The organism is Sphingomonas sp. Leaf357 (assembly GCF_001423845.1).
Taxonomy (GTDB): Bacteria; Pseudomonadota; Alphaproteobacteria; order Sphingomonadales; family Sphingomonadaceae; genus Sphingomonas.
This window is the reverse complement of record NZ_LMPM01000001.1, coordinates 2,429,383-2,454,812: the sequence shown is the minus strand read 5'-3', so window position 1 is coordinate 2,454,812 and position 25,430 is coordinate 2,429,383. Positions and strand designations below refer to the sequence as shown.

Genomic DNA, 25,430 nt, shown 5'->3' with positions numbered 1-25,430 from the left:
CTACCAAACCATTGCTGAAACGACGGACCGTCAGATCGATGTTTCAATAAGATGAGAGATATGCGTCAATTCCGTGACGACATCAGGGCACGAGACGACGTATCGAGTGGTCGGTGTACCGATCGTGATCGGCGCATTACTTTGACGATAGGGGCATGGGTGGACCGGGGCACACGACATACGGCTTGGCGGACTGCCGCTATCGCGGTGGTCGGCCTGTTGGCACTGGGGCATTTGTGGTGGTTGCCGGCGCAGGCCGCGCTCAACGTCAACGAGGGCTGGAATGCCGGGCAGGCGGTACGCGCGATGGGTGCCGGTACGCTCTATCCACATCATGACGCCCTTACGGCAAACAATTATCCGCCGTTATCCTTTTACCTGATAGGCGCGGCGGGATGGCTGTTCGGGGACATCATCATCGCCGGGCGAGTGATCGCGCTGCTTGCCCAGGTCGCCAATGGGCTGGCGATCTACGTCGTCGTGCGACGGTTTGCGGATGCGCGCTGGGCAGCGATCGGCCTGTTGCTCTTCGCGGGATACTCGGTGACGTTGCTGCGGGCGTATCTGGCAATCAACGATCCGCAATGGCTGGGGCAAGCAGCGATGAGCTGGGCGCTGGTATTGCTGCTGCCATCCGACGCCGGAAAGCGGATCGCCGTCGGGCGGGTGATCGCAGCGGCCGCGCTGATCGTCGCGGGGGGACTGATCAAGCACAACCTCGTCGCCTTTCCCATCGCGATCACACTGTGGCTGTGGTGGGCCGATCGTCGGGCGCTCGTAGCATGGATCGTCACCGGCGCGCTGTTCGCCGCGATTGCCGCGCTCGCCTTGTTCGCGATCTGGGGTCCGGACGTTTTCATCGACGTGCTGTCGCCGGCGCGCGGTTATTCGCTCGCGCGCATGACGGCCAAGGGCGGTCCGCTGCTGCTCCTGATGCTACCGGTGCTGCTGGCTTGCCGCCCGCTGACGATGCGGTTGCGAAGTGACGCGCGGCTTGCCCTGCCCCTGTTCTTGCTCGCGGTCTCGATTCCGCTCGGCATCGTCCAGCGATCGGGGTCCGGCGTCGACGTGAACGCGTTCTTCGAAAGCATCATCGCGCTGGCGATCGCGGTGCCGGTCGCCTGCGCGCTCCGACCGGACGGGCCATATCGCTGGCTGGCGATCACGGCGCTCCCGGCACTGTGCCTGGTGCCGATGGCGGCGACCAAGACGATCAGCGAGATCACCGGCCGCGACGATGCCGTGCGCCAAGCGCGGCCGTTCATCGCCGCCATCGCCGCGGCCCCCGGTCCGGTCGCGTGCGACGATCAGGCGATCTGCTATTGGGCCGGGCGGCAAAGCGGGATCGATTTCTTCTCGGTCAAGCAACGCCTGTTGAAAGGCGATGGCGACGCGCTGGTCCCCACGCTCGATCGGAGCCATTTCGCGATGATCCAGATGCGCAGCGACAATCCCGGCTGGCAGCAAAATCTGCTGATTCCGATCATCCGCGCCCATTACCGCACCGTCTACGCGTCGGGCGGCAGCGAATTGCTGGCACCGAAACCCTAAGTATACCGCGCGACGAGCGCCTCCAGCCGGGCGCGGATATCCTCGGGCATCGCGAACGTGCCGTGGGCGTAGTCCAGTTCCCCGTGGCCCGCGCGCAGCACGAGTTGGTCATGGAAGGCGCCCATCAGCCCGTTGATCGCGCTCATATACCGCGACAGCACCACGTGCTCGTGCGCGGGGTGGATGATGCGCATGTCGTCATGGAACGACACCTGGCGGCTGACGATCTTGCGGGCCGCGTGGAAGCGGTGCCCGGTGAGTTCGCGCTTCGCCAGCGTTGCCCGCAGGTCTGCGATCTGATCCAGCGTAAACTCGCGGAAACCCGCCGCGTCGCTGTGCTTCAGGTGATGGACCTCGCGGTCAAGCAGCTTCAGCGGCAGGCGCGACAGCATCGTCCGCAATATCGCCGATTGCCGTACGGTCGCACCGCGCTGGCCGTTGCGGAACGCATCCTGTAACAGGCCCATGCTGGTCGTCACCGACTTGAACATGCGCGGGCAGAGATGGTCAGCACCGTAAAGCACGAACGCGAAGCGCAGATGCTTGAACTTGGCGCGCACATGCTTGAACCAGATCTGGTCGTCGGCGGTGATCGGTTCGCCGCGTCGGAGCTTCGCGATGAAGGCGATCAGAGCGTCGCGATCGAAGCCTTCGCGCCACACTTGCCGCGAGATCGCGAAGCCGTCGGCGAGGTGTTCCGCCAGATAATCGACCCGGATCGACGGCGGCAACTCGACCATCGCATCGACCACGTCGTTGACCAGGATGGCATCGAACAAGGCCTCGCAATCGGCGGCGGAAAAATGCCTCATGGCTTCGGCGTATCCGGTCGCCAGACGATCCTGTCGCGCTGGCGATAGGCGATGATCGTGGGTATCAGCATGCACAACGACACCGCGATCGTGCCGAGCAGGAAGGCGACCCCCGCCCCGTTCAGCCCGAACCAATGCGTGAACGTCGCCAGCAAGGCGAAATAGATCAGAACGGCGGCCACCTGCGCCACCAACGCCGCGCGCTGACGCCCGGCCATGTAGAGCAGGGATTCGAGCGGAAAGGTCGCCATCTGGATCGCCAGCGAGAATACCATCAGCCGCAGCAGATCGTAGGCTGCGAGATATTTCTGCCCGAAGGCGAAGGCGATCACGGGCTTGCCGCCGAGCGCCACCACCAGCACCACGATCAGCCCAACACCGCCGGCCAGCAAACCGGCCCGCACGCCGAGCAGCCACGGCCGCGTACTGGCGGGATCCAGCCGCATGATCTCCGGATAATATCCGCGCCGCAGCAGATCGGCCGGCTTGGTCGCCGAATCGAGCAGCGTGCTGGCGATCTTGTAAAGGCCGGCCGCGACCGGCCCGAGGATCGTCGCCACCACCAGATTGCTGAGCGGCCCCCAGGCGGCGTAGACCGAATGCGCGGCGTTGGTCGTCCACACGAAGCTCCACGCTTCCGGCAGGCGCCGCGCGACGCCGAACATGCCGGGCCGGAGCGCATCGAGCATGCCGCGCCGCTTCAATTCGCGCACCGCGAAGCCCCACAACACCAGATCGCCCGCCAGATCGGCGACATACCAGGCGATGATGAAGCCCGGCAGCCCGAGATCGGCGAAATAGGCGATCGCCGCGCCTCCGCCGCGCAGAAACGGCGTGACCACCTGTTGCGCGGCGATCAGATCGAAGCGATCGAGCACGCGCAACGATCCGCTGGCGGTCGCCTCGGTCATCGTGGGAACGAGCGTGCAATAGGCGATGGCCCAAGGCAGATACTCGGCTCCGATGCCGAAATAGCCTGCCAGCACCGGCAGCAGGATCATCGCCAGCACCATGCCGATGATGCCGCTCGCCAGATCGAGGCCGAAGGCGAAACGGATCACGTCGCGCGCCCGGTCGTTGTCGCCGTGGTGCAACGCCGGGGTCGCGTGGCGGACGATATATTGCCAGGTCTGGAACTTTACGATCCCGCCCGCACCGGTGGCGTAGGTGTGGATGATCATCAGCACGCCGAACAGGGTCGGGGTCAGCCCACGTCCGGCACAGGCCAAGGCGACCAGCCCCAGCCCGGCCCCGACCAGCTTGCCCGATCCGAGCAGCCCGGCGTTGCGCAACACGGTGCGGAACACGCCGTCGGCGAACCACGCCCTCACGGGTTCAGAACGCGCAGGATCGCCGCCTTGGCGTCGGCGATCACCTCTTCCAGCGGCCGCGTCGAATCGAGATCGACGATCGGCGCGCCGTCGAACGTCAGCCGCGGTACATCCTCGATCTTGGTCTTGAGCGACGACGGGCGATGATCGGGCTTGCGCGCCAATGCGGTCGCGAGATCGACGTTGAGGCGGATGACGAGCGTAGGGCGATACGCCTCCATCCATTCGTAATGCCGGCGTTCGCGCCGCGCGAGCATGCCCTGGAACCCGCTCGAACGCGCCTTGGCGAGGCCCAGCCCGTCCATCGGCCCCGGCACCGCGGTCTGCGGAAAGCGATCGGCCAGGATCGTGATGCCGCGTCGTCGGTCGGCCAGCATCCGCTTGAACCGCCGGACCCGGCGCATCGAGAACAGGTAGATGACCAACGCCGTGAACGCCCCCGGCCCCTTCGGATCCCGAGCGCCACCGGATTTCCTGACGATCGTTTTGTCAAGCCGCTGGCCGACGATCGGCCAGCGCGCGATGGCGCGACCGATATTTCCCGTCTGCTTGCCGAGATGGTGGAGTTCGGTCCGGCGGCTCTCGTTGAGCCAGGCGAGCAACGCCTCGCCTACGGTAGACTTGCCCGATCCGTCCGACCCCACGATCGCGATCAACGGCGCCAGCGCCTCTCCGGTCACGCCACTCGATCCAGCACCGGCAGGATGCCGGCCAGCGCACGGCGTCGCATCTCCTCATAAGGCGCGCGGGAATCGAGGTCGACGATCGGTGCGCCGCCGAACCGGAGCGAGGGGGTCACCGCAACCTTCTGCCGCAACAAGCCGATCTCGTGATCGGGCTTGCGGGCATGGGCGGTCTCAGCGTCGATATCGAGGCGCAGCACAAGCGTCGGACGGTAGCTCGCCATCCATTGATACATCGCGAGTTCGCGCGCGGCGAGCCATGCGACGAGGCTGCTGCCGGCACGCGCGGCGGACAGGCCGGGGCCATCGTAGAATCCGGGCACTTCGATCTGCGGGTAGCGATCGGTGATCACCGTCACCCCCCGCTGCCGCAGCGCCAGCACTCGGCGGAAGCGCCGCCGCCTGAGCAGCGAAAAACCATAAATGACGATAGCGGTAGCGAGGCCGGGTATCTTTTCCCCTTTTGTCCTCGCCTTCGTGCCGCGCTTGGCGAGCGCGGCTTCTGCGGCCACGCCGATCAGCGGCCAGCGCTTGATCCGCGCGCCGATCGCCCCCGATCCGAGGCCGAGATAGGCGAGCCGCACCGGCCGGTCCCGGCCAAGGACGCCCGCCATGTCGGTCGCGAGCGTCGATTTGCCGGAGCCGTCGCAGCCGACGATCGCGATCAGGGGAGCGAGCATTCCCAAGCCCTGCCCGCGCTCGCTTGTGGCGTCAATCGCCCCGTATCGGACGGAACGATCCCCCATCGAGATACATCAGCGTGACCGGGACGATCGTGGTCCCGGCCCCGACGGAGAATTGCACCTTCTCGGGCGCCGGTTTGCGGGACAGCAGCACGTCGAACAGGCTGAGGCGCGGATTGCCAGACGTGCCGCCGCCATCCGCCCGATCGGTCTTGCCGTTGCCGTTCTCGTCGTGGCGCACGTCGATCGCATAGGTGCCGGGTTTCGGCGCGACGACGCAGATCGTCACCGCGCCGCTCGCCGGCACGGGACGCTCGATCCGCACCAATGCCTGCTTCTTGTCGAAATACGTCGAGGTCGCGCCACCGAACAGCCGCACGCGCACCTGCCCCGCCCGGCTGCGAAAGCCGGTGATGCGCACTGCGATCTCGTTCGCGACACCGGCATGGCACTGCCCGTCGGCGGCGCGCGGCGGCGGAGCGGCGGCTGCGGCGAGCAGCAGGGGGGCGAATATTGCGATCATCATGTCCTGTCCTGCCGGCGATTGACCCGGCGTATAGCATCACGCAGGTGAACCCCTGCTGTCGCCGGTCCGTTCCCGCCCCAGCACCATGAGGCGAACCCAATGCGCACCACTTCCCAGGATACCCCCGTCCGTCTCTATCATCTGAGCGACGACGGCGTAGCCTCTACCTTGGTGTACGGCACATTGGCCGAAGCGCTGGCGCGGGCGGCCGCGCAGCCGGAGGACGTACAGGACGGCCTGTTCCTGCAAACCAGCAACGACGTGGTCGGCTATCTCGATTTCATCGAGGGATGATGGTGGGCCCGGCAGGACTTGAACCCGCAACCTAGCCGTTATGAGCGGCCAGCTCTAACCAGTTGAGCTACAGGCCCACACAGGCGGGCGTTAGCGGATGCTCCCAGCCCGGCGCAAGGGCTCACGGTCCCTCGGAGGCCACGATCAGATCATCGAGCGACGCCGCACGCACGCCACGCCGCGCCAAGTCGGCCAGCACGACGTCCCACCAGTGGTGAAATGCCGCCAGATCGGCCGCGTCGCGCACGTACGGGGTATGGCCCGGCACCAGCGACGGCGAATGAAAGGCGAAATTCAACACGCGCACGCCCTCCCCTACCGCCACGGCGATCGCCCGAAGCGCGTCGGCCAGCGGCATGTCCTCCGGTGTCAGCGCCACCCGCGACAGCAAGTGCGTGCGGGCGAACACGCCACGTCCCTTGGGGATGCGCCCCAACGTACGATACAAGCCGACCCCGCCCGACCGTGCGGCGCCGGTGAAGACGGTGGTCAGCGGCAGTTCGACGATCGCTTTTCCCGGCCCGCAGCGAAAGGCGTGATTGGGCACGGACGAAAAATCCGGTCCGGCCTCAGCGCTGTAATCATAGGCCGATCGCATCGAGCTATCGATGCGATAGCCGCGCGCCGCCAGCAACGCGAGCGTCGCCGGCCCGATGCCATAGCGCCCGGCGCGATAGATGCGGGGAGGCGCGCCGATGCCTTGCGTGATCGCATCGGTCAGCACATCCAGCTTCGCCGCCTCGAGCGATTCCGCGAGGTTGCCGACGAAGGTGTTCGCCGGGACCATCACCTCGTCGAGCGGCGGATTGACCCAAGGGTGAAGCTGCGTCCCGACCGCGGACCGGCCGTCCTCGATGAGGCGGCGCAGTATGTCCATGGCAGCCCGATCGGTCGCGACGGGATGATCTATCAGATAGGTCAGCGGCACGCCGTCGTTACCGAAGCGGCGGTGGGCATCGGGGAGTGCGACGATCGCGCGGACCGATCGGTTGGCGCTGTCGAGCGGCGCGCGCCAGTCGAATTCCTCCTCGGTATCGACCATGACGGTGAAGCGCGTGCCGAAATCCGCCGGCCAGGCGACGAAATCGGCGGTGGCAGGTGCCGGCACGCGATAGCCCGGCGGCCTCTCGGAAGCGATCGACCCTGCCACGGTCAGTTGGAAGAAGCCTGCTCCACGGTCGCGATAACGGCGGCGGGCAGCCGCAATGTCAAGCGCTGCGCATCGATCGACAGCACACCGCCCAGTTCGTTGGCCAGGTTGCGCGCCAGCCGCAGTGCGAAGCCCGTGCCGAGCAGAGGCGCGCCCTCGACCTCGGCGACCGCCTCGGCATCGATCGACATCAAGGCCTCGCTGCCGAACGCGGCCAGCGTGGCGGGCCGGTCGAAGGTCAACACCACCTGCGCCTCGGCAGCCAGCGACGCCACGACGCCGATCGTCTCGCCCGCGCCACCCGACGCGACGAGAGTCGCCATCAGCCGCGCGATCAGCCGCTCGACGGCGCGCTCGTCGCCGGCAATGGCGAGATCGTCCGCTTTGGCGTCGATCGCGAGCCGCGTTCCGCGCAAGGTGGCGAGCGGTGCGAGATCATCCGCGACCTGCCGCAACAGCGCCCCGACCGGCACATGCTCCGCGCGCAGATCGAGCGCATGCGATTCGAGCCGTGCGGCCATGTCGATATCGTCGATCGCCGTCAGCAGGTCGGCGGTCTGGCGCCGGATCGCGCCGGCCTGATCGCGATACGCCTGCGGCACCGGACCCAGCAATTGCGTTTCGATCATCTCGGCGAACCCGGCGATCGCATTGGTCGGGGTACGCAATTCGTGCACGAGCTGACGCAGCGAATCCGCCGCGGGGCTGCGCGGATCGCGTACCGGCGCAGCGCTCTCGTCGACGCGCGGGCGGCGGGCGGTGCCGCGATAGCCGGAGAAGCGCCCGCTGGCGCGATCGAATACCGGGAGGCCGGTTATGCGCCATTCGCCAGCGGCATCGGATTGCCCTTCGACCAGCAAGCGCGCGTCCGCGAAGCCCGCGCGCCGCCGGAAGGCGCCCGCCGCGACGCCATCGACGCGCGAATCGCCGGGATGCACCGCGAAGTCGAGCGAAAGCCCGATCAGCGGGGCGCGGGCCGCCCCTTCGATCCAGCGCACGACGCCATCGGCATCCGTCTCGAACCTGAACGTCTGCGCCTGTACCGGCTGGAGATCGAACAGGGCAGGCTGGTCTTCGTTCGCGGCGAAAGGCGGGCGATCGTCGCGGTGGCGCTGGTAGGCGTCGATGCGGGCGACCAGCTCGGCGATCTGGAAGGTGCCGTCCTTCTGTTCCGGCTGGACCGGCACCTGGGCCGCTTCCGCCTGACGCAGTGCCTCGGCCACGACGGGCAACCCGCGGGCGATCGCCCCGACCGAGACGAATGCGGTTTCCACCGGCAGATGCGGGACGGGTTCCACGAGCGGCACGTCCGCCGCTACGGGGTCGGGCAGCACTTCGGAAATCGCCTCGATCGCGACCACCGAAATCGAGGTCAGCCGGAAATCCTCCGGCCCGAACGCCTCAAGCGCGCGCCCTACATCAGCGGGAAGATCACGGCGATGCCGCAGCACCGACCGCGCGGCGGGCGACATGCCCGGCAACATCGCGATCCACTCCGCGCCGCTCAAAGTGGCCGAGCGCAGCACCGGTGCGGCGATCGCAATCTCGTCATCGAAGAACAACCGCACGAGATCGGCGGGCGGGTTCGCCGTAGCGAGCGCGCGCGCGCTCGCCGCGCGCACGGGCGGCGGCACCATGGCCCGGATCGCCTGCAACCGCGCGATCGTCTCCGGTGTGGCGGGCGTGCGGCCCCGGCCGATCAGGTCGACCAGCTGCCGCCAGGTCGATTGCGCACCGAATGGCGACGCAATCTCTGCCGAAAGGACCGTGTCCAGGCTATCGTCGAAACGCAAATCGTCATCCTCGGGCGAGCGCGACCGTGGCTCGTAAGGATTCCTTAACCGCACCGGGGAGCGGCGCAAACCCGGAGATTTCGGGACGTAGCAATGTGGGACAATTGCGTTCGTCCGCAATTATATTATGTTCCCGCGCAGCAGGCCGCCCGAAAAGTCGCGCCGCCGGGGAGTGTTGCGTAATGGCTTTCGATCATATCGACCGGCAGATCCTGACCCTGTTGCAGGAAGACGGGCGAATGACCAATGTCGACCTGGCCGAGCGGGTCGGCCTCACTGCGCCGCCATGCCTGCGGCGCGTTCGCGCGCTGGAAGATGCCGGCGCGATCCGCGGCTATCACGCCGAACTCGATCCAGCCGCCCTGGGCTATCCGATCACCGTGTTCGCGATGGTCAGTCTGCGCAGCCAGGCCGAGCACGATCTGGCCGCGTTCGAGGAACATGTCGCGGCCATTCCCGAAATCCGCGAATGCCATATGCTGAATGGCGAGATCGATTTCATTCTAAAGATAGTCGCCGCCGATCTGAGAAGTTTCCAGGACATCCTCACGACGCATCTGACGCCCGCGCCCAACGTCGCCAGCGTAAAGACGTCGTTGACGATCCGCACCGCCAAGGCGCTGCCCGGCATCCCGGTGCGAATGGACTGAGGCGGAGGCGCGCCGCGTCCTGACCTAGCTCGGCCTCGATCGGGCGCACCGAAATTTGCCACGAATTTATCGGGCCGCGACTCCACGTTCGTGCGCCCATTTGGGGTGTGCGCTTCGACAGGCTGAGCACGAACGGATCTCGGTAACGGCGACCTCATGGAGACGAGGTGACCTCGCACACGAAAAAGGGGCGGCATCGCTGCCGCCCCTTGCTCGGTTTCTCGTCGGCCGAGGCTCAGCCGGCGGTCGGCACGCCGGGCGCATCGGCCCAGGTGGTCCACAATTGTGCGATCTGCGCACGCAGGCCGGTCTTCACCAACGCGAATGCCGCCTTGGCCGAGGCCTTGTCGCCGGATTCGAGATAGGCGATGCCGAGATGGGTGTTGACCTCGTCGGCGTTCAGCTTGTCGCCGCCCTTGGTCAGCGCGAGCTTATACATCTCGATCGCCTTGGCGTAGTTGCCGTTGCCGAGATAGAAATCGCCCGTACCCGCCGCCGACAGGCCGTTGGGCGATGCGGCGGCGGATTTCTCCTGCGCCGCAGCCGAGCCTTCCTTGGCAACCTGCGCCGCGGCGTCGGCCGAGATACGGCTGACATTGGCGTTGGTCGCGGCGATCTTGTTGCTCGCCTTGCCTTCCTTGATCACCGACTGGCTCTCGGTCGCGACGCCGACTTCGACCGCGAGATCGGCATATTCGAGATACTCGCTCTCACCCGCCAGCGCTCCGGTCGCGCGCAGCAGGCGGAAAAGATCGACGCGCTCACGCTTGGTGATCACCTTCTGGTTGGCACCCTGGAAACCAAACACGTAGATCGCGGTGTGCCAGTTCTTCTGGGTCGGATAGGCATAGAGCCATTCACGCGTCCAGCGCTGGGTCGCGGCGACGTCGGTCGTCTTCTGCAGCGCGGTGATCGTATACTTGTACAGATCCTCGTCGGATTTCTTTCCGGCCGCCTTGTCGGCCGCGATGATCGCTTCGATGTCCGCGGCGCCACCGGCCGGGTCACCGCCGAGAATCTTGGTGCGGGCCAGCTGCAGGCCGAGATTTGGGCTGACATAGCCCAGGTCCTTGGCCTTCTGGTATTGCGCCAAGGCCGCCGGATATTGCTTGGCATTGTACGAGATGTTGGCGCGCATGTAGCTGAAGCGACCGACCTCGGCCTTGGGGGTTGCTGGATTGGCCAGAAGAGCGTCGATCGGGCCGGCCAATGTCGCGTCGCTGCCCGTCGGGCCGAGCTTGTTGGCTTCGAGCTGCAGGCGAAGCACCTGCGCGAAATAGCGCTCGTCATCGGTCTTGGCGCCGGCCTCGACCGTGGCGATGTTGGTTTCCGCGGTCGCCAGATCCTTGGCGGTCAGCGCGGTCTGGGCAGCGATGATCGCGGGACGGAGTTCGGCACTCACCTTCGGACCGGCGGGAGCCTCGTCCTTCTTCTTGGCTTCTGCGGGCATCACGAAGGCGATGCTGCTGGTGCCGGCGATCAAGGCGGCCGCCAGCGCGGCCCTGGTCAAAGTCTTCACGAAGCAACTCTCCTTATAGGGCGGCGGCGATGCGCCGTTCGAACTCAAATCCGCTGTAGCCTCCGGCATCGCCGGGTCAAGCGACGCGGCCCGGCTGGTGGCGAATGGCGGCTGAACAACGGTTGAACCCCCAAACGGCTCCCACAGGCTTTGACCGTCCCTGCCCGCCCCGCTAACGCCACGCCATGATCGCCACGCTCTCCCCCGCCAAGACGCTCGATTACGACAAGCCGATTCCCGCCGTCACGCCGACCGTGCCGCGTTTCGCCGCCGACGCCGAGAAACTGGCCGCGTCCGCCGCGAACCTCAGCCAGAAACGGCTTGGCGAACTGATGCACATCTCCAAGCCGCTGGCGAAGCTGAACGCCGATCGCTTCGCCGGCTTCATGGACCAGCCCGAGCGGCCCGCGCTCTACGCCTTTGCCGGCGACGTCTATACCGGTTTCGAGGCGAAGACGCTGGACGATGCGGCGGTCGCGTTCGCGCAGGGTCATGTCCGGATGCTGTCCGGCCTGTACGGGTTGCTCCGCCCGCTCGATGCGATGCGGCCGTATCGGCTGGAAATGGGCACGCGCTGGGCGCCACGGCGCAAGGGGCTGTACGAATTCTGGGACACGCGCATCGCCGCCTTGCTCGCCGAGGATCTGGCGGACGAGGGATCGGGCACGATCCTGAACCTCGCCAGCCAGGAATATTGGCAGGCGGTCGACGGCAAGCTGCCCAAATTGGTGCGCGTGATCGAGGTGGATTTCCGCGAACCCGGGCCGAACGGACCCCGCTTCGTCAGCTTCAACGCCAAGCGCGCGCGGGGCATGATGGCGCGCTACCTGTGCGAACATCGCATCGACAGGGTCGAGGACATGAAGGGCTTCGACAGCGACGGCTACCGCTACGATGCGAGCGAGAGCGAAACGGACCGCTGGCGGTTCACCCGCGCATGACCGGTTCGGCGGTCGTCATCGGTGCCTCGGGCGGGATCGGCGCGGCGCTGGAGGAAGCGCTGGTCGATGAAGGTGCGTTCGATCTGGTCCACGGCTTCGCCCGCTCGCGAACCGGCGCGCGGCATCTCGACCTGGAGGACGAATCCAGCATCGCCGCCGCCGCCGCGATCGTCGCGAAAGGTCCTGCGCCAACTTTGATCGTCGTCGCGACCGGGCTGCTGCATGCCGGCGATCGCGGCCCCGAAAAGGCGATGCGGGAACTCGACCCCGCCTGGCTGGCGCGGAATTTCGCGGTCAACACGATCGGCCCGGCTTTGGTCGCCAAGCATTTCCTGCCGCTCATGACTAAGGGTACACGCGGCGTGTTCGCGGCGCTGTCGGCGCGCGTCGGCAGCATCTCGGACAACAAGATGGGCGGCTGGTACGGTTACCGCGCGTCGAAATCCGCGCTCAATATGATGATCCGCACGCTGGCGATCGAGGAGAAGCGCCGCAACGATCGCAGCATCGTCGTCGGCCTGCATCCCGGCACCGTGGATACCGGCCTGTCGAAGCCGTTCCAGGGCAATGTGCAGCCCGGCCGGCTGTTCGATGCCGGGCGCGCGGCGGTGCAATTGCTCGACGTGATCGATGGGCTGAAAGTGCCCGACAGCGGCAAGATCTTCGCATGGGACGGTGCCGAGATCCCCGCATGACGCATTTGTCATGTCCGCGCCACGCCATCGTCAGGTGCCACCGGGCATAAGCTTCCTCACAAGCGGCGGCACGATCCGGCCCCGCGCCACAGTTGAGGAAGCTGCCATGTCGAAATCGACCCCGCTGATGATCCTGACCGCCGCCGCCTTGTTCTCGGGCGTCGCCGGTGCCGCGACGCGCACCACCGTCAGGACGGCCAAGCCCGCGATGACGGCGACCACGAAATCGACCGCCAAGCCTGTGACGGCTTCGACCAGCAAGACGGTTGCCAGACCGACGACGGTGACGACGACGAAGACCGCCGCCCGCCCTGCCCCGGCCATGAAGATGGCGGCGGCCCGGCCCGCCACGACCGGCCGCATGGTTTCCGCCAAGCTCGCCAACGGCAAGACCGTGACGTACAATTGCTCGCTCGCCGGCAACGCCACCAAGAAGGCCTGCAAGTAATCCAGTTTGGCCGGTCGGGGATTCCGCCAGCTCCCGGAGCGGCGTTCCTGGCCGGTCAATCCCCTGCCCCATTTCGTGGCAGGGGGTCCCCTCGCGTACGTACGCGCACAGGCGCGCGGGGTTGGCATAGGGTGGCCTGTCGGCTAAGGCCGTAACAACACTGAAACCAACCCCGAAAGCGCTGAAATTTGACCGACGAGACCATCCTCGCCGACCCTTCCGATATCTCCCCCATCTCGATCGTGGACGAGATGCGGTCGAGCTATCTCGACTATGCGATGAGCGTGATCGTGTCGCGCGCGCTGCCCGACGTGCGCGACGGCCTGAAGCCGGTGCACCGCCGCATCCTGTTCGCCAGCCAGGAGGGCGGGTTCGTCCCCGGCCGCCCGTATCGCAAGTGCGCCAAGATCGTCGGCGACGTGATGGGCAATTACCATCCGCACGGCGACAGCTCGATCTACATGGCGCTCGCCCGCCTCGCCCAGGATTGGGCGATGCGCGTGATGCTGATGGACGGCCAGGGCAATTTCGGATCGATGGATCCGGATATGCCGGCATCGATGCGCTATACCGAGGCGCGGCTGACCAAGGCGGCGATGGCGCTGCTCACCGACATCGACAAGGACACGGTCGATTTCGCGCCGAACTATGACGGGTCGCGCGAGGAGCCGACCGTCCTTCCGGCACGCTTTCCCAACATCCTCGTCAACGGCGCGGGCGGCATCGCCGTCGGCATGGCGACGAACATCCCGCCGCACAATCTCGGCGAAGTGGTCGATGCCTGCCTCGCCTATATCGACAATGGCGGGATCACGATCGACGAACTGATGGAGATCGTGCCGGGTCCGGATTTCCCGACCGGCGGCATCATCCTCGGCCGCGCCGGCTGCCGCTCCGCCTATCACGAGGGCCGCGGCTCGATCATCGTGCGCTCGCGCCATACGATCGAGGAAGCGCGCGGCGATCGCCGTTCGATCGTGCTCACCGAAATCCCCTATCAGAGCGGCAAGAACGCCCTGGTCGAGAAGATCGCCGAGGCCGCCAAGGACAAGCGGATCGAAGGCGTCAGCGACATTCGCGACGAATCGAACCGCTTCGGCGTGCGCATCGTTATCGACCTGAAGCGCGATGCGACCGCCGAGGTCGTGCTCAACCAGCTCTGGCGCCATACGCCGGCGCAAGGCAGCTTCCCGGCGAACATGCTGGCGATCCGTGGCGGCCGCCCGGAAACGCTGAACCTGCGCGACATCATCGAGGCGTTCGTCAAGTTCCGCGAAGAGGTGATCACGCGGCGGTCGAAGTTCGAACTCGCCAAGGCGCGCGAGCGGGCCCATCTGTTGCTCGGCCTCGTCATCGCCGTCACCAATCTGGACGAAGTGGTGCGGATGATCCGCGGGTCGTCCAGCCCGGCCGTCGCGCGTGCCAAGCTGCTCGACATGTCCTGGCCGATCGCCGAGATCGCGCCGTACATCCGCCTGGTCGAGGCGGTCGAGGACAAGCAGGAAGGCGACGTCTATCGCCTGTCCGAGGCCCAGGTCCGCGCGATCCTCGACCTGCGCCTGCACCGCCTGACCGCTCTGGGCCGGGACGAGATCGGCAACGAGCTTCAGGGCCTCGCCGATTCGATCACCGAATTGCTCGAGATCCTCGCCAATCGCGCGAAGCTGTACGAGGTGATGAAGGCCGAGCTCGCCGCCGTGCGCGCCGAATTTGCCACGCCGCGCAAGACCGAGATCGCCGCCGCCGCCGATGGCATTGACGACGAGGACCTGATCGAGCGCGAGGACATGGTCGTCACCGTGACGCTGCAGGGCTATATCAAGCGTACCACGCTCGACACGTTCCGCGCGCAGGCCCGCGGTGGCAAGGGCCGCAGCGGCATGGCGACGAAGGACGAGGACGTCGTCACCGAGCTGTTCGTCACCAGCACGCACACGCCCGTGCTGTTCTTCTCGAACCACGGCAAGGTGTATCGCATGAAGGTGTGGCGCCTGCCCGAGGGCGGTGCCGCCACGCGCGGACGGCCGATGATCAACCTGTTGCCGCTCGCGGCCGACGAGAAGATCACCACCGTGCTGCCGCTGCCGGAGAATGAGGACGATTGGGGCGCGCTCCATGTCATGTTCGCCACCGCCAAGGGCAGCGTGCGCCGCAATTCGATGGATGCGTTCACCAACGTGCCGACGAATGGCAAGATCGCGATGAAGTTCGAGGGTGACGACGCCGATGACCGATTGATCGGCGTGGCGGTGCTGGATCAGGACGACGACGTGCTGCTCGCTACGCGCGGCGGCAAGGCCATTCGCTTCGCGGCGACCGATGTGCGCGAGTTTCAGAGCCGAAACTCGACCGGCGTGCGCGGCATGACGCTGAAGACGGGCGACGAGGTGATCTCGCTGTCGATCCTGCACCGGGTCAACGCGACGCCCGAGCAGCGCGAGAATTACCTGAAGTTCGCGCCGTGGAAGGCCGAACGCGAAGGCGCACCCGACGATCAGGCGTTGTTCGACGAAATGGTGACGAAGGAGCAGTTCATCCTGACGGTCTGCGCCAACGGCTATGGCAAATTGTCGAGCGCCTACGACTATCGCCGCACCAATCGCGGCGGCCAGGGCATCACCAACATCGACAACATCGCCCGCAACGGCCAGGTCGTCGCCAGCTTCGCCGCGGCCAAGGGGCATCAGCTGATGCTCGTCACCGATCAGGCCAAGCTGATCCGCACCACGCTGGGATCGCTGCGCGTGATCAGCCGCAATTCGGCCGGCGTGAAGCTGTTCGATGTCGGCAAGAACGAGCATGTCGTCTCCGCCGCCCGGATCGAGGAAACCGAAGGCGACGCCGAGATGGACGTGCGCGGCCCCGAGGATCTGCCCGAGATCGCGCCGAACGACGATGCCAACACCGCCGACGACAGCGCCGCCGGCCCGGAGAACGGCGAATGAGCGATGGGCAGAAAAGCGGGCGCGACACCACCGCCTACAAGGTGCTGACGGCCGAACAGATGGCCGAGCTGGAGGCGACCGGCAGCTTCGCCGGTGCGCCGATCGATCTGGCGGACGGGTATATCCACCTGTCCACGCCGGAGCAGCTGACCGAAACGGTGGACAAGCATTTCGCCGGGCATAGCGACCTGCACGTCGCGGCGGTCGATCTCGGTGCGTTCGGCGACGTTCGCTGGGAGGAATCGCGCGGCGGGCAGCTGTTTCCGCACATTTATGGCAGCGCGCTGCTGCTGGAAACGGTGATTGCGTACGGGCCGCTAGAACGGGATGCCGAGGGGCAGGTCAAGCTGCCGGTGGCGGGGTAAGCCCTCCCCTCAGTCGTCATCCCGGACTTGATCCGGGATCCATCGTGCCGAAAGCGTTCTGCTTGATGTGGGCAGGTTCCCAAGCGGCTTGGTGGATCCTGAAACGAGTTCAGGATGACGGCAATGGGCTCAGTCTTCGCTACGCATACAGATCCACCACTTCCACCCCCTGCCCCACCGCGTCCAGCAACAAGGTCCGATGGCAATGGCACGGATCGCGCTCGTAACAGAGCAACGCGCTCGGCATCTCGCCCGCCAATTCCAGCATCTGCGCCGCCTGCACCTGCGCTTCGGGCAAGTCGAGTTGATCGGCATAGACCGCCTTCAGCGTCGCGACGTCGCCCTTCTTCGCCGCATCGCGCCCGCGCTTGGGGGTGCCGAGCGCCTTGAGGTGGACGTAGCCGATCCCCGCTTCGGCCAGCGACGCGGCAAGCGAGGATTTCGAGAAACCGGGCCGGCGCGACAAGGGAAGCGCGCGGACGTCGATCACGCGGGCCACCCCCGCCGTCTTCAGCGCGGCAAGGAATTCGGCCATCGTCGTGGCTTCATAGCCGATCGTATAGACTTTCATCGCGTCGAGATGGGGCCGCCCTGCCCCCCGCGCAATCCGCTCACCACGCCGATCGCGATCAGCGCCTGCGCGGCGAAATAGGTCGGCCAGATCAACAGACCCGGCAGAAGCGATCCCGCAAGCGCGCTGCCCTTGGCGAAGATCAGCAGGTCCGACACCACGAACAGTACCGCACCCAGCCCGACCAGGCGACGGTCGAACCGGCTGGCCAGCGCCGCGCCCGCCATGCCGCCGAGCGCGAGGCCGTACACCGCGACGCCTTTATCCGCCGTCAGCGCGAACGCGGCACCGGCGATCACGCAGGCCGACAGCGCAGTGGCAAAGATCGATCGCCGTAGGCTGCTCCGCGACGCACCCAGATACAATGTGATCGCCAGCACATGCCCGATCAGGAACGCGATTGCGCCCACGACCGTGCCGGATGTCTCGAGCAACACGTCGCCCAGCGCGCCGAACGCCAGCACCGCAACCAGCAACCACCCTTTCCGATCCCATGCCTCGCTCGCCGCCCAGATCGCGAGCAAAGCCACGCCCGCGCCCTTCCACGCGATCAGTCCGGCACCCGGCGGCCCGTCCTTGACGAACTGGAAGCTGATCCCGGCCAGCAGGGCACAGATGAGAAGCAGGCGCGACATCGCGTGACGATAGCCGTTTCCCGCCAAAGGACCAAAGCTTGACGGATAACCCACAATCCGTTATTTCTGGAATTACAGAAACGGACGACTGATGAAACTCTACGATCATCCCGATGTGAAAGCTTTCGTCCTCCATTGGGGGGAGATGGGCACGCATTGGGGCGTCGCCCGCTCGGTCGCGCAGATCCATGCGCTGCTGTATCTCAGCGACAAGCCGCTGAATGCCGAGGAGATCGTCGAGACACTGGGCCTCGCGCGCTCCAACGTCTCGACCGGGCTCAAGGAATTGCAGGGCTATGCTATCGTCCGCCGCGTGCATGTGGAGGGCGACCGGCGCGACCATTTCACCGCCGAGACCGATCTGTGGGAGATGCTGATGCGCATCGCCGCCGAGCGCAAGCGGCGCGAGATCGATCCGACGATCGCGCTGCTGAACGACCTCGCCGAACGGCTCGCCAAGGACAAGACCGCCTCGGCGCATGTCCGCGAGCGGATCGGCCGGATGCATGAATTCCTGGCAACGCTCGGCACCTGGTACGATCAGGTGCGCGTGCTGCCCAAATCCACGCTTGTAACGCTGATGAAGCTCGGCGGCGGAGTCGCCCGGCTGATCCCCGGCCGCAAGTCCAAGCCCAAGGATTGAGGCGTTCGAACGATGGTCCTTCCTCCCTAGCCTCGCCCGTTAGTTTCGGATTTTACAGAATTTAGAGAACAGGTTGCAGATGATGGAAAACGAGAATGCCCCTGTCCGCAGACCGTCCGCAACGACCAGAATCGGCATCGCCATCGCCGCAGCCCTTGCGTTCGCACTCGGCGTGTATTTCCTGATCGAGGCGACGCGGCCGTCCGGCGGACTGATCAGCTTCTCGTTCTTGCTCGTGCTCCCGGCGGCGGTATCGGCATTCGTCTGTTACGTCGCCGACCCGTATGCCGAACGCTCACGCGGACAATATCTCGCAATACCGTTCTGGCTGCTGCTCGTCGTGATCGTCGCCTCCATCTTCGTCCTGCGGGAAGGCGTGATCTGCGTTCTAATGCTGTCGCCATTATGGATGATCAGTGGGATGATCGGCGCGGCCATAACTTACAAAATGCGCCGCCGCCTGCCGGATGAAAGCGGGCGGACCTACTGCGCCGCGTTGGTCTTGCTGCCGTTGCTATCTATGCAGGTCGAGCCGATGATACCGCTGCCATTGGATACCAAAATGGTCGCACGCAGTATCGTGATCGATGCCAGCCCAAAGCAAATCTGGCCTTTGCTGCGTGGCATTCCCGACGTGCGCCCCGGCGAAGGTGCGTGGAATTTTTCGCAGGACGTGATCGGCATCCCCCGCCCGGTCGGCGCACGGTTGATCGGGAACGGGGTCGGCGCCGACCGCTATGCCGATTGGGGGCAGCGCATAAAATTTCGCGAGCGCATCGTCGAATGGCAGCCCGGCCGGCGGATCGGCTGGCGCTTCATCTTCGACGACATCGCCGGCTGGGGCTACACCGATCGCCATCTGATGCCGGACAGTCCCTATTTCACGGTGACGACTGGCGGCTACACGATGCAACCGCTGGGCCCCAACCGCACACGGGTGACGATCGACACGCGCTACCGCATCCAAACGCCGGTCAACCTCTACTCGGCGTTATGGGGCCAATTGTTCCTCGGCGATCTTGAGCACAATCTTCTGGCGCTGATCAAGCAGCGCGCGGAACGTGGAACGGTGGTTGGCGAAGGACGACGATAGGCGCTATCGGCACCGCATGACACACGATATCCAAATCATTGGCGGTGGCCTTGCCGGATCGGAAGCGGCCTGGCAGCTTGCCGAAGCCGGCCTCCGCGTGAAGCTCTCCGAGATGCGCGGCACGGGGGAGAGGACCCCCGCGCACCACACCGACGGCCTTGCCGAACTGGTCTGCTCGAACAGCTTCCGTTCCGACGACGCGACCAGCAACGCGGTCGGGCTGATCCATCAGGAGATGCGCACGCTCGGCTCGCTGATCCTGCGCGAGGGCGATATCCACAAGGTGCCGGCGGGCTCCGCGCTGGCGGTGGATCGCGATGCCTTTTCGGGCGGCGTGACGGCGGCGATCCTCGGCCATCCCAACATCACGGTCGTGCGCGAGCGGGTCGACGCGATCCCGACCGACGGCCCGGTGATCATCGCCACCGGACCGCTCACCGCCGCGCCGCTTGCCGCCAGTATCGGCGCGGCGACGGGCGCGGATGCGCTCGCGTTCTTCGACGCGATCGCGCCGATCGTCCATTTCGACAGCATCGACATGGAGACGGCCTGGTTCCAGTCGCGCTGGGATAAAGGGGAAGGCAAGGATTACATCAACTGCGCGATGGACAAGGACACGTATCACGCGTTCGTCCAGGCGCTGGTCGATGGCGAGAAGACCGAATTCCGCGAATGGGAAAAGGATACGCCCTATTTCGAGGGCTGCATGCCGATCGAGGTGATGGCCGAGCGCGGGCCGGAGACGTTGCGCTTCGGGCCGATGAAGGGCGTCGGGCTGGACGATCCACGCACCGGGCGCTGGCCCTATGCCGCGGTGCAGTTGCGACAGGACAATGCCAGCGCCACGCTGTGGAACATCGTCGGCTTCCAGACCAAGCTGAAGCATGCCGAGCAGGTGCGCCTGTTCCGTACCATTCCGGGGCTGGAAAATGCCGAATTCGCGCGGCTGGGGGGGCTGCACCGCAACACCTTCATCCGTTCGCCCGAATTGCTCGATCCGACGCTGCGGCTGAAGAGCATGCCGAACGTGCGCTTCGCCGGGCAGATCACGGGGTGCGAGGGTTATATCGAGAGCGCCGCGATCGGGTTGATTGCCGGGCGCTTCGCGGCGGCGGAACTGAAGGGCGAGACCTTGACGCCACCGCCGGTCGCCACCGCCTTGGGCGCGCTGCTGCATCACATCACCGGGGCGGCCGAGGCCGAGACGTATCAGCCGATGAACGTCAATTTCGGGCTGTTCCCGCCGATCCCGGGGCGGACGAAGAAGGCGGATCGCAAGAAGATGTATACCGATCGGGCGCGGGCGGCGCTGGGGGAATGGCTGGCGGCTTGACCGCCTGCGTGTAACTGCCCTCATTCTCCCGTTCGCCCTGAGCCTGTCGAAGGGCGTGTCTGGGGCATGTGCATCGACAGGCTCAGCACGAACGGGGTAGGGTGCGCCTTAAACGATCCCTCAACTCTCCTCCTCCCCCTTCCCGACCGGCGGGCACGGCGGTCTCGGCCGCTGAGCCTTGCGTTTCACCGCGGTCGTGGCGAATTCCGCCGCGTTCATCGCGCCGGACCTGTCCTTGTCCGCCTCGGCGAACTTGGTCGTGGCCTTCACCGCCCATTCCTCGAACGAGAGCCGGCCGTCGGCGTTCATATCCAGTCGGGCGAAGGCCTTGCGCCGCGCGGCGAGATATTCCTCGCGCGTGACCCGGGCGTCACGATCCTTGTCGTAGCGGTCGAAGCGTTTCTCCTCGCGGGTCTTCGCGCTCGCCTCGGGCACGGTATCGGGCAGGCCCTCCGCCTGGTCCGTCGCGGCCGGGGGAGCGGCAACCAGGGGCGAGTCCGATCGGGCCGGGCTCTTGAACAGCAATACGCCCGCCGCCACCAGCAGCAACGCCGCCACTCCACCCGCCAGATAGCGCCACATCGAGCCATTCTCCCGCCGTCGTCCAGCCGGGGATAGCCCGGCTTACGTTCAGCGCCCACTGATCCGATGGTATATCAATCGCGCCACCCGGCGCGGCGCGCCGCGTCGGATCGGTTGCCCCGGCGGCACCGCAAGATCCAGTCGCGCCAGATGCGCCAACGCGCCGAGCGTTCGGCCGTTCCGGCTCCATGTCGCGGCCGTCGCCACCGCCAGCGCCGGGCCGGCCATCGCGCCGGCGCGTGACGCCACGGCGGCATCCCCGACGTGCCGCGCCAGATCGGCGAGCGCCCAGCCCCGCCCCGCCGGTGCGACCGGATCGTCCGGCGGCACCCCCAGCACCGTGCCGAGCGCCTCGAACAGGATCACCCCGCGCGCGGCATAGCCCGCCAAAGTCGCATCGTCCGGCGTATCGGCATCGAGCAGCATCTCCCACGCGTCGATCATGCCGGCCAGGCGTGCGCCGGAGACGCCTCGGGGCAGCACCTCCGCGGCCAGCGCACGCAGCACCGGCTCGGCCGGCGGCGGCGCGCTGTCCAGCCGGGTCAGCGCCTCGTGCCACCAGGTCAGCCGCATCTGCCCGACCACCGGCTCGCGCGTCGTGCGCAGGATCTGCCCGAGCAGATCGTCGAGCGCGAACAGCGCGGTCGCCCCCGCCCGCGCCGCCACCGGCGCATAGGACAGGGCCAGCAGCCGTTCCGCCGCCGCGCCCTCGTCGCGGGCAATGGTTACCGCGCCGTTTACCATGTCGTTTGATCCAGCCTTATCCATTCCCCGCCTATCGGACTTGTCAGGTGTCAATTCCAGAGTGCGCGGGAAGCCGGATGTGGGGATTTAAGGGCAGGTCGGCGTCAGCCAAGACCTTTTTCGGCCGGCTGAAGCGCGACGTCGGCGGCAACACGCTGGCGATGATGGCGGTGGCGCTCGTGCCGCTGTCGGCGTTGACCGGCTCGGCGGTCGATATCGGCCGGCTCTACGTCATCAAGGTGCGCCTGCAACAGGCCTGCGATGCCGGCGTGCTGGCGGGGCGTAAATCCATGACCGACGCGACCGCCGCGACGCTGGATCCGACCGCGAGCGATCAGGCCAAGGCCTTCTTCAACAACAATTTCAAGACCGGCTGGATGCAGACGAACACCGTCGCGTTCACGCCGAGCAAGACGAGCAACAATCAGGTCGGTGGCATCGCCTCGACCAATGTGCCGATGACGGTCATGAAGATGTTCGGCATGGCCGACCAGACGCTGAGCGTATCCTGCGTCGCGCGCTACGACGTCGCCGATACCGACGTTATCTTCGTGCTCGACACGACCGGATCAATGGCCTGCCTGCCGGGTGGGCCAGACTCATGCGGCATGGCGAGCTATACCTTCACCCGTCCGGGCACCGGCGGCATCACCGGCTATACGGCTGTCCCGGGCTATGCCGGCAGCACCGGCGCCGGCATGAAGGAGCTGACGTCGAACGGCAGCAACGTGTCGCGCATGGAGGCCTTGCGTCAGGCCGTGCTCAGCTTCTTCGACACGTTCGCGGCGGTGGCCGACAAGACGACGCATATCCGCTACGGCTTCGTCACCTATGCGTCGGGCGTGAATGTCGGCCAGGCCATTCGCGACATGTCGTCGAACTATCTGGTCGGCTCGGGCGGGTCGTCCGACACGGCCAACTACCAGTCGCGCCGCATAACGGGCGAGTATGACATGACCGCGTCGCCCTTTTCGAACGATACGGCCAACAACAAGACTTCGGCGAACTGCACGGCCGCCGGCACGCGCAATCCATCGACCGCGCTGACGTTCAACTCCAGTGGGACGGCAACCAAGACCAATTACGACGTTTTGCGGTCGGGCAAATGCTACACGCGCTCGTCGGGCACTTTCGGCCCGGTGTGGAAGTATCAGCAATGGCCGGTCGATGTCAGCCAATTGGTCAGTGGCAGCACGAATGTGCTCGATCCGACCAAGGTGACCGGCGACAAGGTGCAATGGGCCGGCTGCGTCGAGACTCCCGTCGACACGCCCGGACAGAGCACCTTCACCACCTCGAACCTGCCGTCCGAAGTCAGCCCGGATACGATGCCGAGCGGATCGAGCCGCTGGTGGCCGCATCTCGGCGATGTCGAATATACCCGTTCGGGCACCGCCGCCGATACCACCAACGGCGATGCCGGCCGTACCGACATGAACACCGACGGATCGACCACCGGCCAGAGCAACAACCTGACCGGCGGGTACTCGGCCTGTGGCAAGCCGGTGAAACGGCTCGGCGTGATGTCGCGCAACGAAGTCTACAACTATGTGTATGCCAGCGATTTCGTGCCGATGGGCGGCACGTATCACGATACGGGCATGATCTGGGGCGCGCGCCTCATCTCGCCGCTGGGCGGATGGGCCAGCGACTCCCAGCCCTGGGCCGACCACGGCACGCAGCCGAACCGCGTGATCGTGTTCATGACCGACGGCACCCCGACGGCCTATACCAACGTGTACTCGATGTACGGGCTCGAGATGTACGACAAGCGCGTCGCGAACGGCGACACCAGCAACCTCGTCAGCTATCACATCAAACGCTTCCTGGCCGCGTGCGCAGCGGCAAAGGATCCGAACCACAAGGTCAGCATTTGGACCGTCGAGATCGCGCCATCGCCGACCTCGACGATGCAGAGCTGTGCGACCTCGACCAATCAGGCGCTGGCGACGACCACCGGCCAGGGCCTGCAGGACGCCTTCAAATCGATCGCCCAGAGCCTCGCCATGCTGCGGATCACGCAATGATCGCCCGGCTGCGCCAAATGCTGCGCGATCGGCGCGGCGCCACGCTGGTCGAATTCGCGCTCGTCTCGCCGGTGATGTTGCTGATGCTGATGGGGCTCGGCGACCTGCTGTACCAAGTCTACACCCAGGCGGTGTTGAACGGCGCGGTGCAGAAGGCGGCGCGCGATGCCGGTATCGAGGGGGGATCGGATGCCACCGGGACGATCGACGGCAAGGTCGTCGCCCTGATGACTCCGTTGATCAAGAACCTGACGATGAACTGCGATACGCCGGCACCGGCGAGCAGCTATTGCGTGACGCGCAAGACCTATGACACGTTCGGCGAGGTCGCGCCCGAACCGATCATGGACAAGAACGGCAATGGGGTGCTCGATCCCGGCGAATGCTTCACCGACGTGAACGGCAACGGGGTGTGGGATCCCGATCCCGGCATCACCGGCCAGGGCGGCGCCAGCGCCGTCACGCTCTACACCATGTCGATCACGTATCCCCGGGTCTTTCCGGTGGCCGGATTGATCGGCTGGTCCAAATCGCAGACCATCAGCTCGACCACTTTGCTGAAGAACCAGCCCTACGCTTCCCAGAACATCAACACCAACGCTACGGTCTGCACATGACGACGCTCACGGTTCTTCCGCCGCGCCTCCACCGCCTGCGCCAGGCGGCCGCACGCCTGCGGGCGGATCGCAGCGGCGTCGCCATGCTCGAATTCGCCTTCGCCGCGCCGATCGTGCTCGGCATCGGCTGTTACGGGGTGGAGATTTCCAATCTCGCGCTGGTCAACATGCGTGTCAGCCAGATCGCGCTGAACCTGGCCGACAACGCCTCGCGCGTCGGTTTCTCCACGTCTGGCGGGCAACAGATGCGCGAAGTGGACGTCAACGACATCTTCGCCGCCGCGCGCTATCAGGGTCAGGGCATCAAGCTGACCTCCAACGCCCGGATCACCGTCTCCAGCCTGGAACTGTACCAGGGCAAACCCTATGATACCGCCCCGGTCCAGCGCATCCATTGGCAGCGATGCATCGGCACGGCGACCGGTGCCACGTATGATTCCCAGTTCAAGGCCAATGTGGCCACCACCGACGGGTCGACCGCGCAGGCGGCGAACAAGGGTTATGACATACCCGGCGGGATCAGCGACAATGGGGGCGCGGTGATCAACGCCCCGGCCGCGAACACCGGAGTCATGTATGTGGAGGTCAACTACCTCTACAAACCGCTGTTCGGATCATGGCTGGTTCAGCCGCAGCGCATCCATTACATCGCGTCGTTCGTCGTGCGCGACCAGCGCGACTTCTCGCAGATCTTCAATCCGTCGCCCGCGGCAACACCCGCGACCTGCAACCTCTACACCATTTGAACGATCCGAAGGCCATCCCGCGAAGTGCGCAAGATGGCCCTCAGGCCCAAAAG

Annotated in this window: 26 protein-coding genes and 1 tRNA gene; 14 read left to right on the top strand and 13 right to left on the bottom strand. The window is 66.0% G+C overall.

Annotation, left to right across the window (positions count from 1 at the left end; all coding sequences use genetic code 11):
- Positions 1-219: 219 nt before the first annotated feature.
- Positions 220-1,551, top strand: a complete 1,332-nt coding sequence (locus ASG11_RS11525) for a glycosyltransferase family 39 protein (RefSeq protein WP_236697465.1) — start codon at positions 220-222, stop codon at positions 1,549-1,551.
- Here the strand turns inward: ASG11_RS11525 and ASG11_RS11520 are convergent.
- The 5 genes from ASG11_RS11520 to ASG11_RS11500 are packed head-to-tail and all read right to left on the bottom strand — an operon-like array spanning position 1,548 to position 5,586.
- Positions 1,548-2,363, bottom strand: a complete 816-nt coding sequence (locus ASG11_RS11520) for a hypothetical protein (RefSeq protein WP_055779213.1) — start codon at positions 2,361-2,363, stop codon at positions 1,548-1,550. The two genes, ASG11_RS11525 and ASG11_RS11520, sit on opposite strands and share 4 nt — an antisense overlap.
- Entirely contained in the window at positions 2,360-3,694 is a 1,335-nt protein-coding gene (locus ASG11_RS11515; protein WP_055779210.1) for a lipopolysaccharide biosynthesis protein, read from the bottom strand. The genes ASG11_RS11520 and ASG11_RS11515 overlap by 4 nt, the downstream gene beginning before the upstream one ends.
- Positions 3,691-4,374 (bottom strand): hypothetical protein, encoded by a 684-nt coding sequence (locus ASG11_RS18775; RefSeq protein WP_055779207.1) that lies wholly within the window; start codon positions 4,372-4,374, stop codon positions 3,691-3,693. Before ASG11_RS18775 ends, ASG11_RS11515 begins: the two co-directional genes overlap by 4 nt.
- On the bottom strand, positions 4,371-5,057 hold the full coding sequence (locus ASG11_RS11505; protein ID WP_055779204.1) for a hypothetical protein: 687 nt from the start codon (positions 5,055-5,057) through the stop codon (positions 4,371-4,373). The genes ASG11_RS18775 and ASG11_RS11505 overlap by 4 nt, the downstream gene beginning before the upstream one ends.
- A 31-nt stretch (positions 5,058-5,088) precedes the next feature.
- A complete protein-coding gene (locus ASG11_RS11500) occupies positions 5,089-5,586 on the bottom strand; it encodes a DUF2141 domain-containing protein (protein WP_055779201.1) in 498 nt (165 codons plus the stop codon).
- A 99-nt stretch (positions 5,587-5,685) separates the two neighbouring features.
- On the opposite strand from ASG11_RS11500, the gene ASG11_RS11495 reads away from it, so the two are divergent.
- Positions 5,686-5,880 (top strand): hypothetical protein, encoded by a 195-nt coding sequence (locus tag ASG11_RS11495; protein WP_055779197.1) that lies wholly within the window; start codon positions 5,686-5,688, stop codon positions 5,878-5,880.
- Here the strand turns inward: ASG11_RS11495 and ASG11_RS11490 are convergent.
- The 3 genes from ASG11_RS11490 to ASG11_RS11480 all read right to left on the bottom strand — a co-directional run bounded on the left by ASG11_RS11490 (position 5,881) and on the right by ASG11_RS11480 (position 8,823).
- Positions 5,881-5,957: transfer RNA gene (locus ASG11_RS11490), tRNA-Ile, on the bottom strand.
- 44 nt (positions 5,958-6,001) lie between these two features.
- Positions 6,002-6,988, bottom strand: coding sequence for a polysaccharide deacetylase family protein (locus tag ASG11_RS11485; protein ID WP_236697464.1), 987 nt, complete (start codon positions 6,986-6,988; stop codon positions 6,002-6,004).
- Between the two features lie 44 nt (positions 6,989-7,032).
- Positions 7,033-8,823, bottom strand: coding sequence for a sensor histidine kinase (locus ASG11_RS11480; RefSeq protein WP_055779196.1), 1,791 nt, complete (start codon positions 8,821-8,823; stop codon positions 7,033-7,035).
- 182 nt (positions 8,824-9,005) lie between these two features.
- Here ASG11_RS11480 and ASG11_RS11475 point away from each other — a divergent pair, with 182 nt between their 5' ends.
- Entirely contained in the window at positions 9,006-9,473 is a 468-nt protein-coding gene (locus ASG11_RS11475) for an Lrp/AsnC family transcriptional regulator (RefSeq protein ID WP_055779193.1), read from the top strand.
- Positions 9,474-9,708: 235 nt separating this feature from the next.
- Here ASG11_RS11475 and ASG11_RS11470 read toward each other — a convergent pair whose 3' ends face one another.
- On the bottom strand, positions 9,709-10,992 hold the full coding sequence (locus ASG11_RS11470) for a tetratricopeptide repeat protein (RefSeq protein ID WP_156363745.1): 1,284 nt from the start codon (positions 10,990-10,992) through the stop codon (positions 9,709-9,711).
- A gap of 185 nt (positions 10,993-11,177) precedes the next feature.
- On the opposite strand from ASG11_RS11470, the gene yaaA reads away from it, so the two are divergent.
- From yaaA to ASG11_RS11445, 5 genes are all read left to right on the top strand, one after another.
- Positions 11,178-11,933 carry a peroxide stress protein YaaA gene (gene yaaA, locus ASG11_RS11465; RefSeq protein WP_055779187.1) on the top strand — a complete coding sequence of 252 codons (756 nt, stop codon included), beginning with the start codon at positions 11,178-11,180 and terminating at the stop codon, positions 11,931-11,933.
- A complete protein-coding gene (locus tag ASG11_RS11460) occupies positions 11,930-12,628 on the top strand; it encodes an SDR family NAD(P)-dependent oxidoreductase (RefSeq protein WP_055779184.1) in 699 nt (232 codons plus the stop codon). Before yaaA ends, ASG11_RS11460 begins: the two co-directional genes overlap by 4 nt.
- Positions 12,629-12,734: 106 nt before the next feature.
- Positions 12,735-13,076 (top strand): hypothetical protein, encoded by a 342-nt coding sequence (locus tag ASG11_RS11455; protein ID WP_055779183.1) that lies wholly within the window; start codon positions 12,735-12,737, stop codon positions 13,074-13,076.
- 188 nt (positions 13,077-13,264) lie between these two features.
- Positions 13,265-16,021 (top strand): DNA gyrase subunit A, encoded by a 2,757-nt coding sequence (gene gyrA, locus ASG11_RS11450; RefSeq protein WP_055779180.1) that lies wholly within the window; start codon positions 13,265-13,267, stop codon positions 16,019-16,021.
- Positions 16,018-16,386 (top strand): DUF952 domain-containing protein, encoded by a 369-nt coding sequence (locus tag ASG11_RS11445; protein WP_055779177.1) that lies wholly within the window; start codon positions 16,018-16,020, stop codon positions 16,384-16,386. Before gyrA ends, ASG11_RS11445 begins: the two co-directional genes overlap by 4 nt.
- A gap of 139 nt (positions 16,387-16,525) precedes the next feature.
- Here ASG11_RS11445 and ASG11_RS11440 read toward each other — a convergent pair whose 3' ends face one another.
- Positions 16,526-16,957 (bottom strand): DUF488 domain-containing protein, encoded by a 432-nt coding sequence (locus ASG11_RS11440; RefSeq protein ID WP_055779174.1) that lies wholly within the window; start codon positions 16,955-16,957, stop codon positions 16,526-16,528.
- Positions 16,954-17,592: a lysoplasmalogenase gene (locus tag ASG11_RS11435; protein ID WP_156363744.1), complete on the bottom strand. Its 639-nt coding sequence runs from the start codon at positions 17,590-17,592 to the stop codon at positions 16,954-16,956. The genes ASG11_RS11440 and ASG11_RS11435 overlap by 4 nt, the downstream gene beginning before the upstream one ends.
- 91 nt (positions 17,593-17,683) lie before the next feature.
- On the opposite strand from ASG11_RS11435, the gene ASG11_RS11430 reads away from it, so the two are divergent.
- From ASG11_RS11430 to trmFO, 3 genes are all read left to right on the top strand, one after another.
- Positions 17,684-18,235 (top strand): GbsR/MarR family transcriptional regulator, encoded by a 552-nt coding sequence (locus ASG11_RS11430; RefSeq protein ID WP_055779170.1) that lies wholly within the window; start codon positions 17,684-17,686, stop codon positions 18,233-18,235.
- Between the two features lie 79 nt (positions 18,236-18,314).
- Complete coding sequence (locus ASG11_RS11425; protein ID WP_055779167.1) at positions 18,315-19,328, top strand: SRPBCC family protein; 1,014 nt, start codon at positions 18,315-18,317, stop codon at positions 19,326-19,328.
- 16 nt (positions 19,329-19,344) lie between these two features.
- Positions 19,345-20,661, top strand: coding sequence for a methylenetetrahydrofolate--tRNA-(uracil(54)-C(5))-methyltransferase (FADH(2)-oxidizing) TrmFO (gene trmFO / locus ASG11_RS11420; RefSeq protein ID WP_055780762.1), 1,317 nt, complete (start codon positions 19,345-19,347; stop codon positions 20,659-20,661).
- Between the two features lie 120 nt (positions 20,662-20,781).
- Here trmFO and ASG11_RS11415 read toward each other — a convergent pair whose 3' ends face one another.
- The gene (locus ASG11_RS11415) at positions 20,782-21,243 is read right to left on the bottom strand and encodes an EF-hand domain-containing protein (protein WP_055779164.1); all 462 of its coding nucleotides are present in this window, start codon (positions 21,241-21,243) and stop codon (positions 20,782-20,784) included.
- Positions 21,244-21,291: 48 nt separating this feature from the next.
- Positions 21,292-21,987, bottom strand: coding sequence for a squalene/phytoene synthase family protein (locus ASG11_RS11410; protein WP_055779161.1), 696 nt, complete (start codon positions 21,985-21,987; stop codon positions 21,292-21,294).
- 77 nt (positions 21,988-22,064) lie between these two features.
- Between ASG11_RS11410 and ASG11_RS11405 the strand changes: the two genes are divergently transcribed.
- Genes ASG11_RS11405 through ASG11_RS11395 form a run of 3 tightly spaced genes read left to right on the top strand, consistent with a single transcriptional unit; the run spans position 22,065 to position 25,377 of the window.
- Entirely contained in the window at positions 22,065-24,014 is a 1,950-nt protein-coding gene (locus ASG11_RS11405; protein WP_055779158.1) for a TadE/TadG family type IV pilus assembly protein, read from the top strand.
- Positions 24,011-24,631 carry a TadE/TadG family type IV pilus assembly protein gene (locus tag ASG11_RS11400; protein ID WP_055779156.1) on the top strand — a complete coding sequence of 207 codons (621 nt, stop codon included), beginning with the start codon at positions 24,011-24,013 and terminating at the stop codon, positions 24,629-24,631. Before ASG11_RS11405 ends, ASG11_RS11400 begins: the two co-directional genes overlap by 4 nt.
- Entirely contained in the window at positions 24,628-25,377 is a 750-nt protein-coding gene (locus ASG11_RS11395) for a TadE/TadG family type IV pilus assembly protein (protein WP_055779152.1), read from the top strand. The genes ASG11_RS11400 and ASG11_RS11395 overlap by 4 nt, the downstream gene beginning before the upstream one ends.
- The last annotated feature ends 53 nt before the right edge of the window (positions 25,378-25,430 follow it).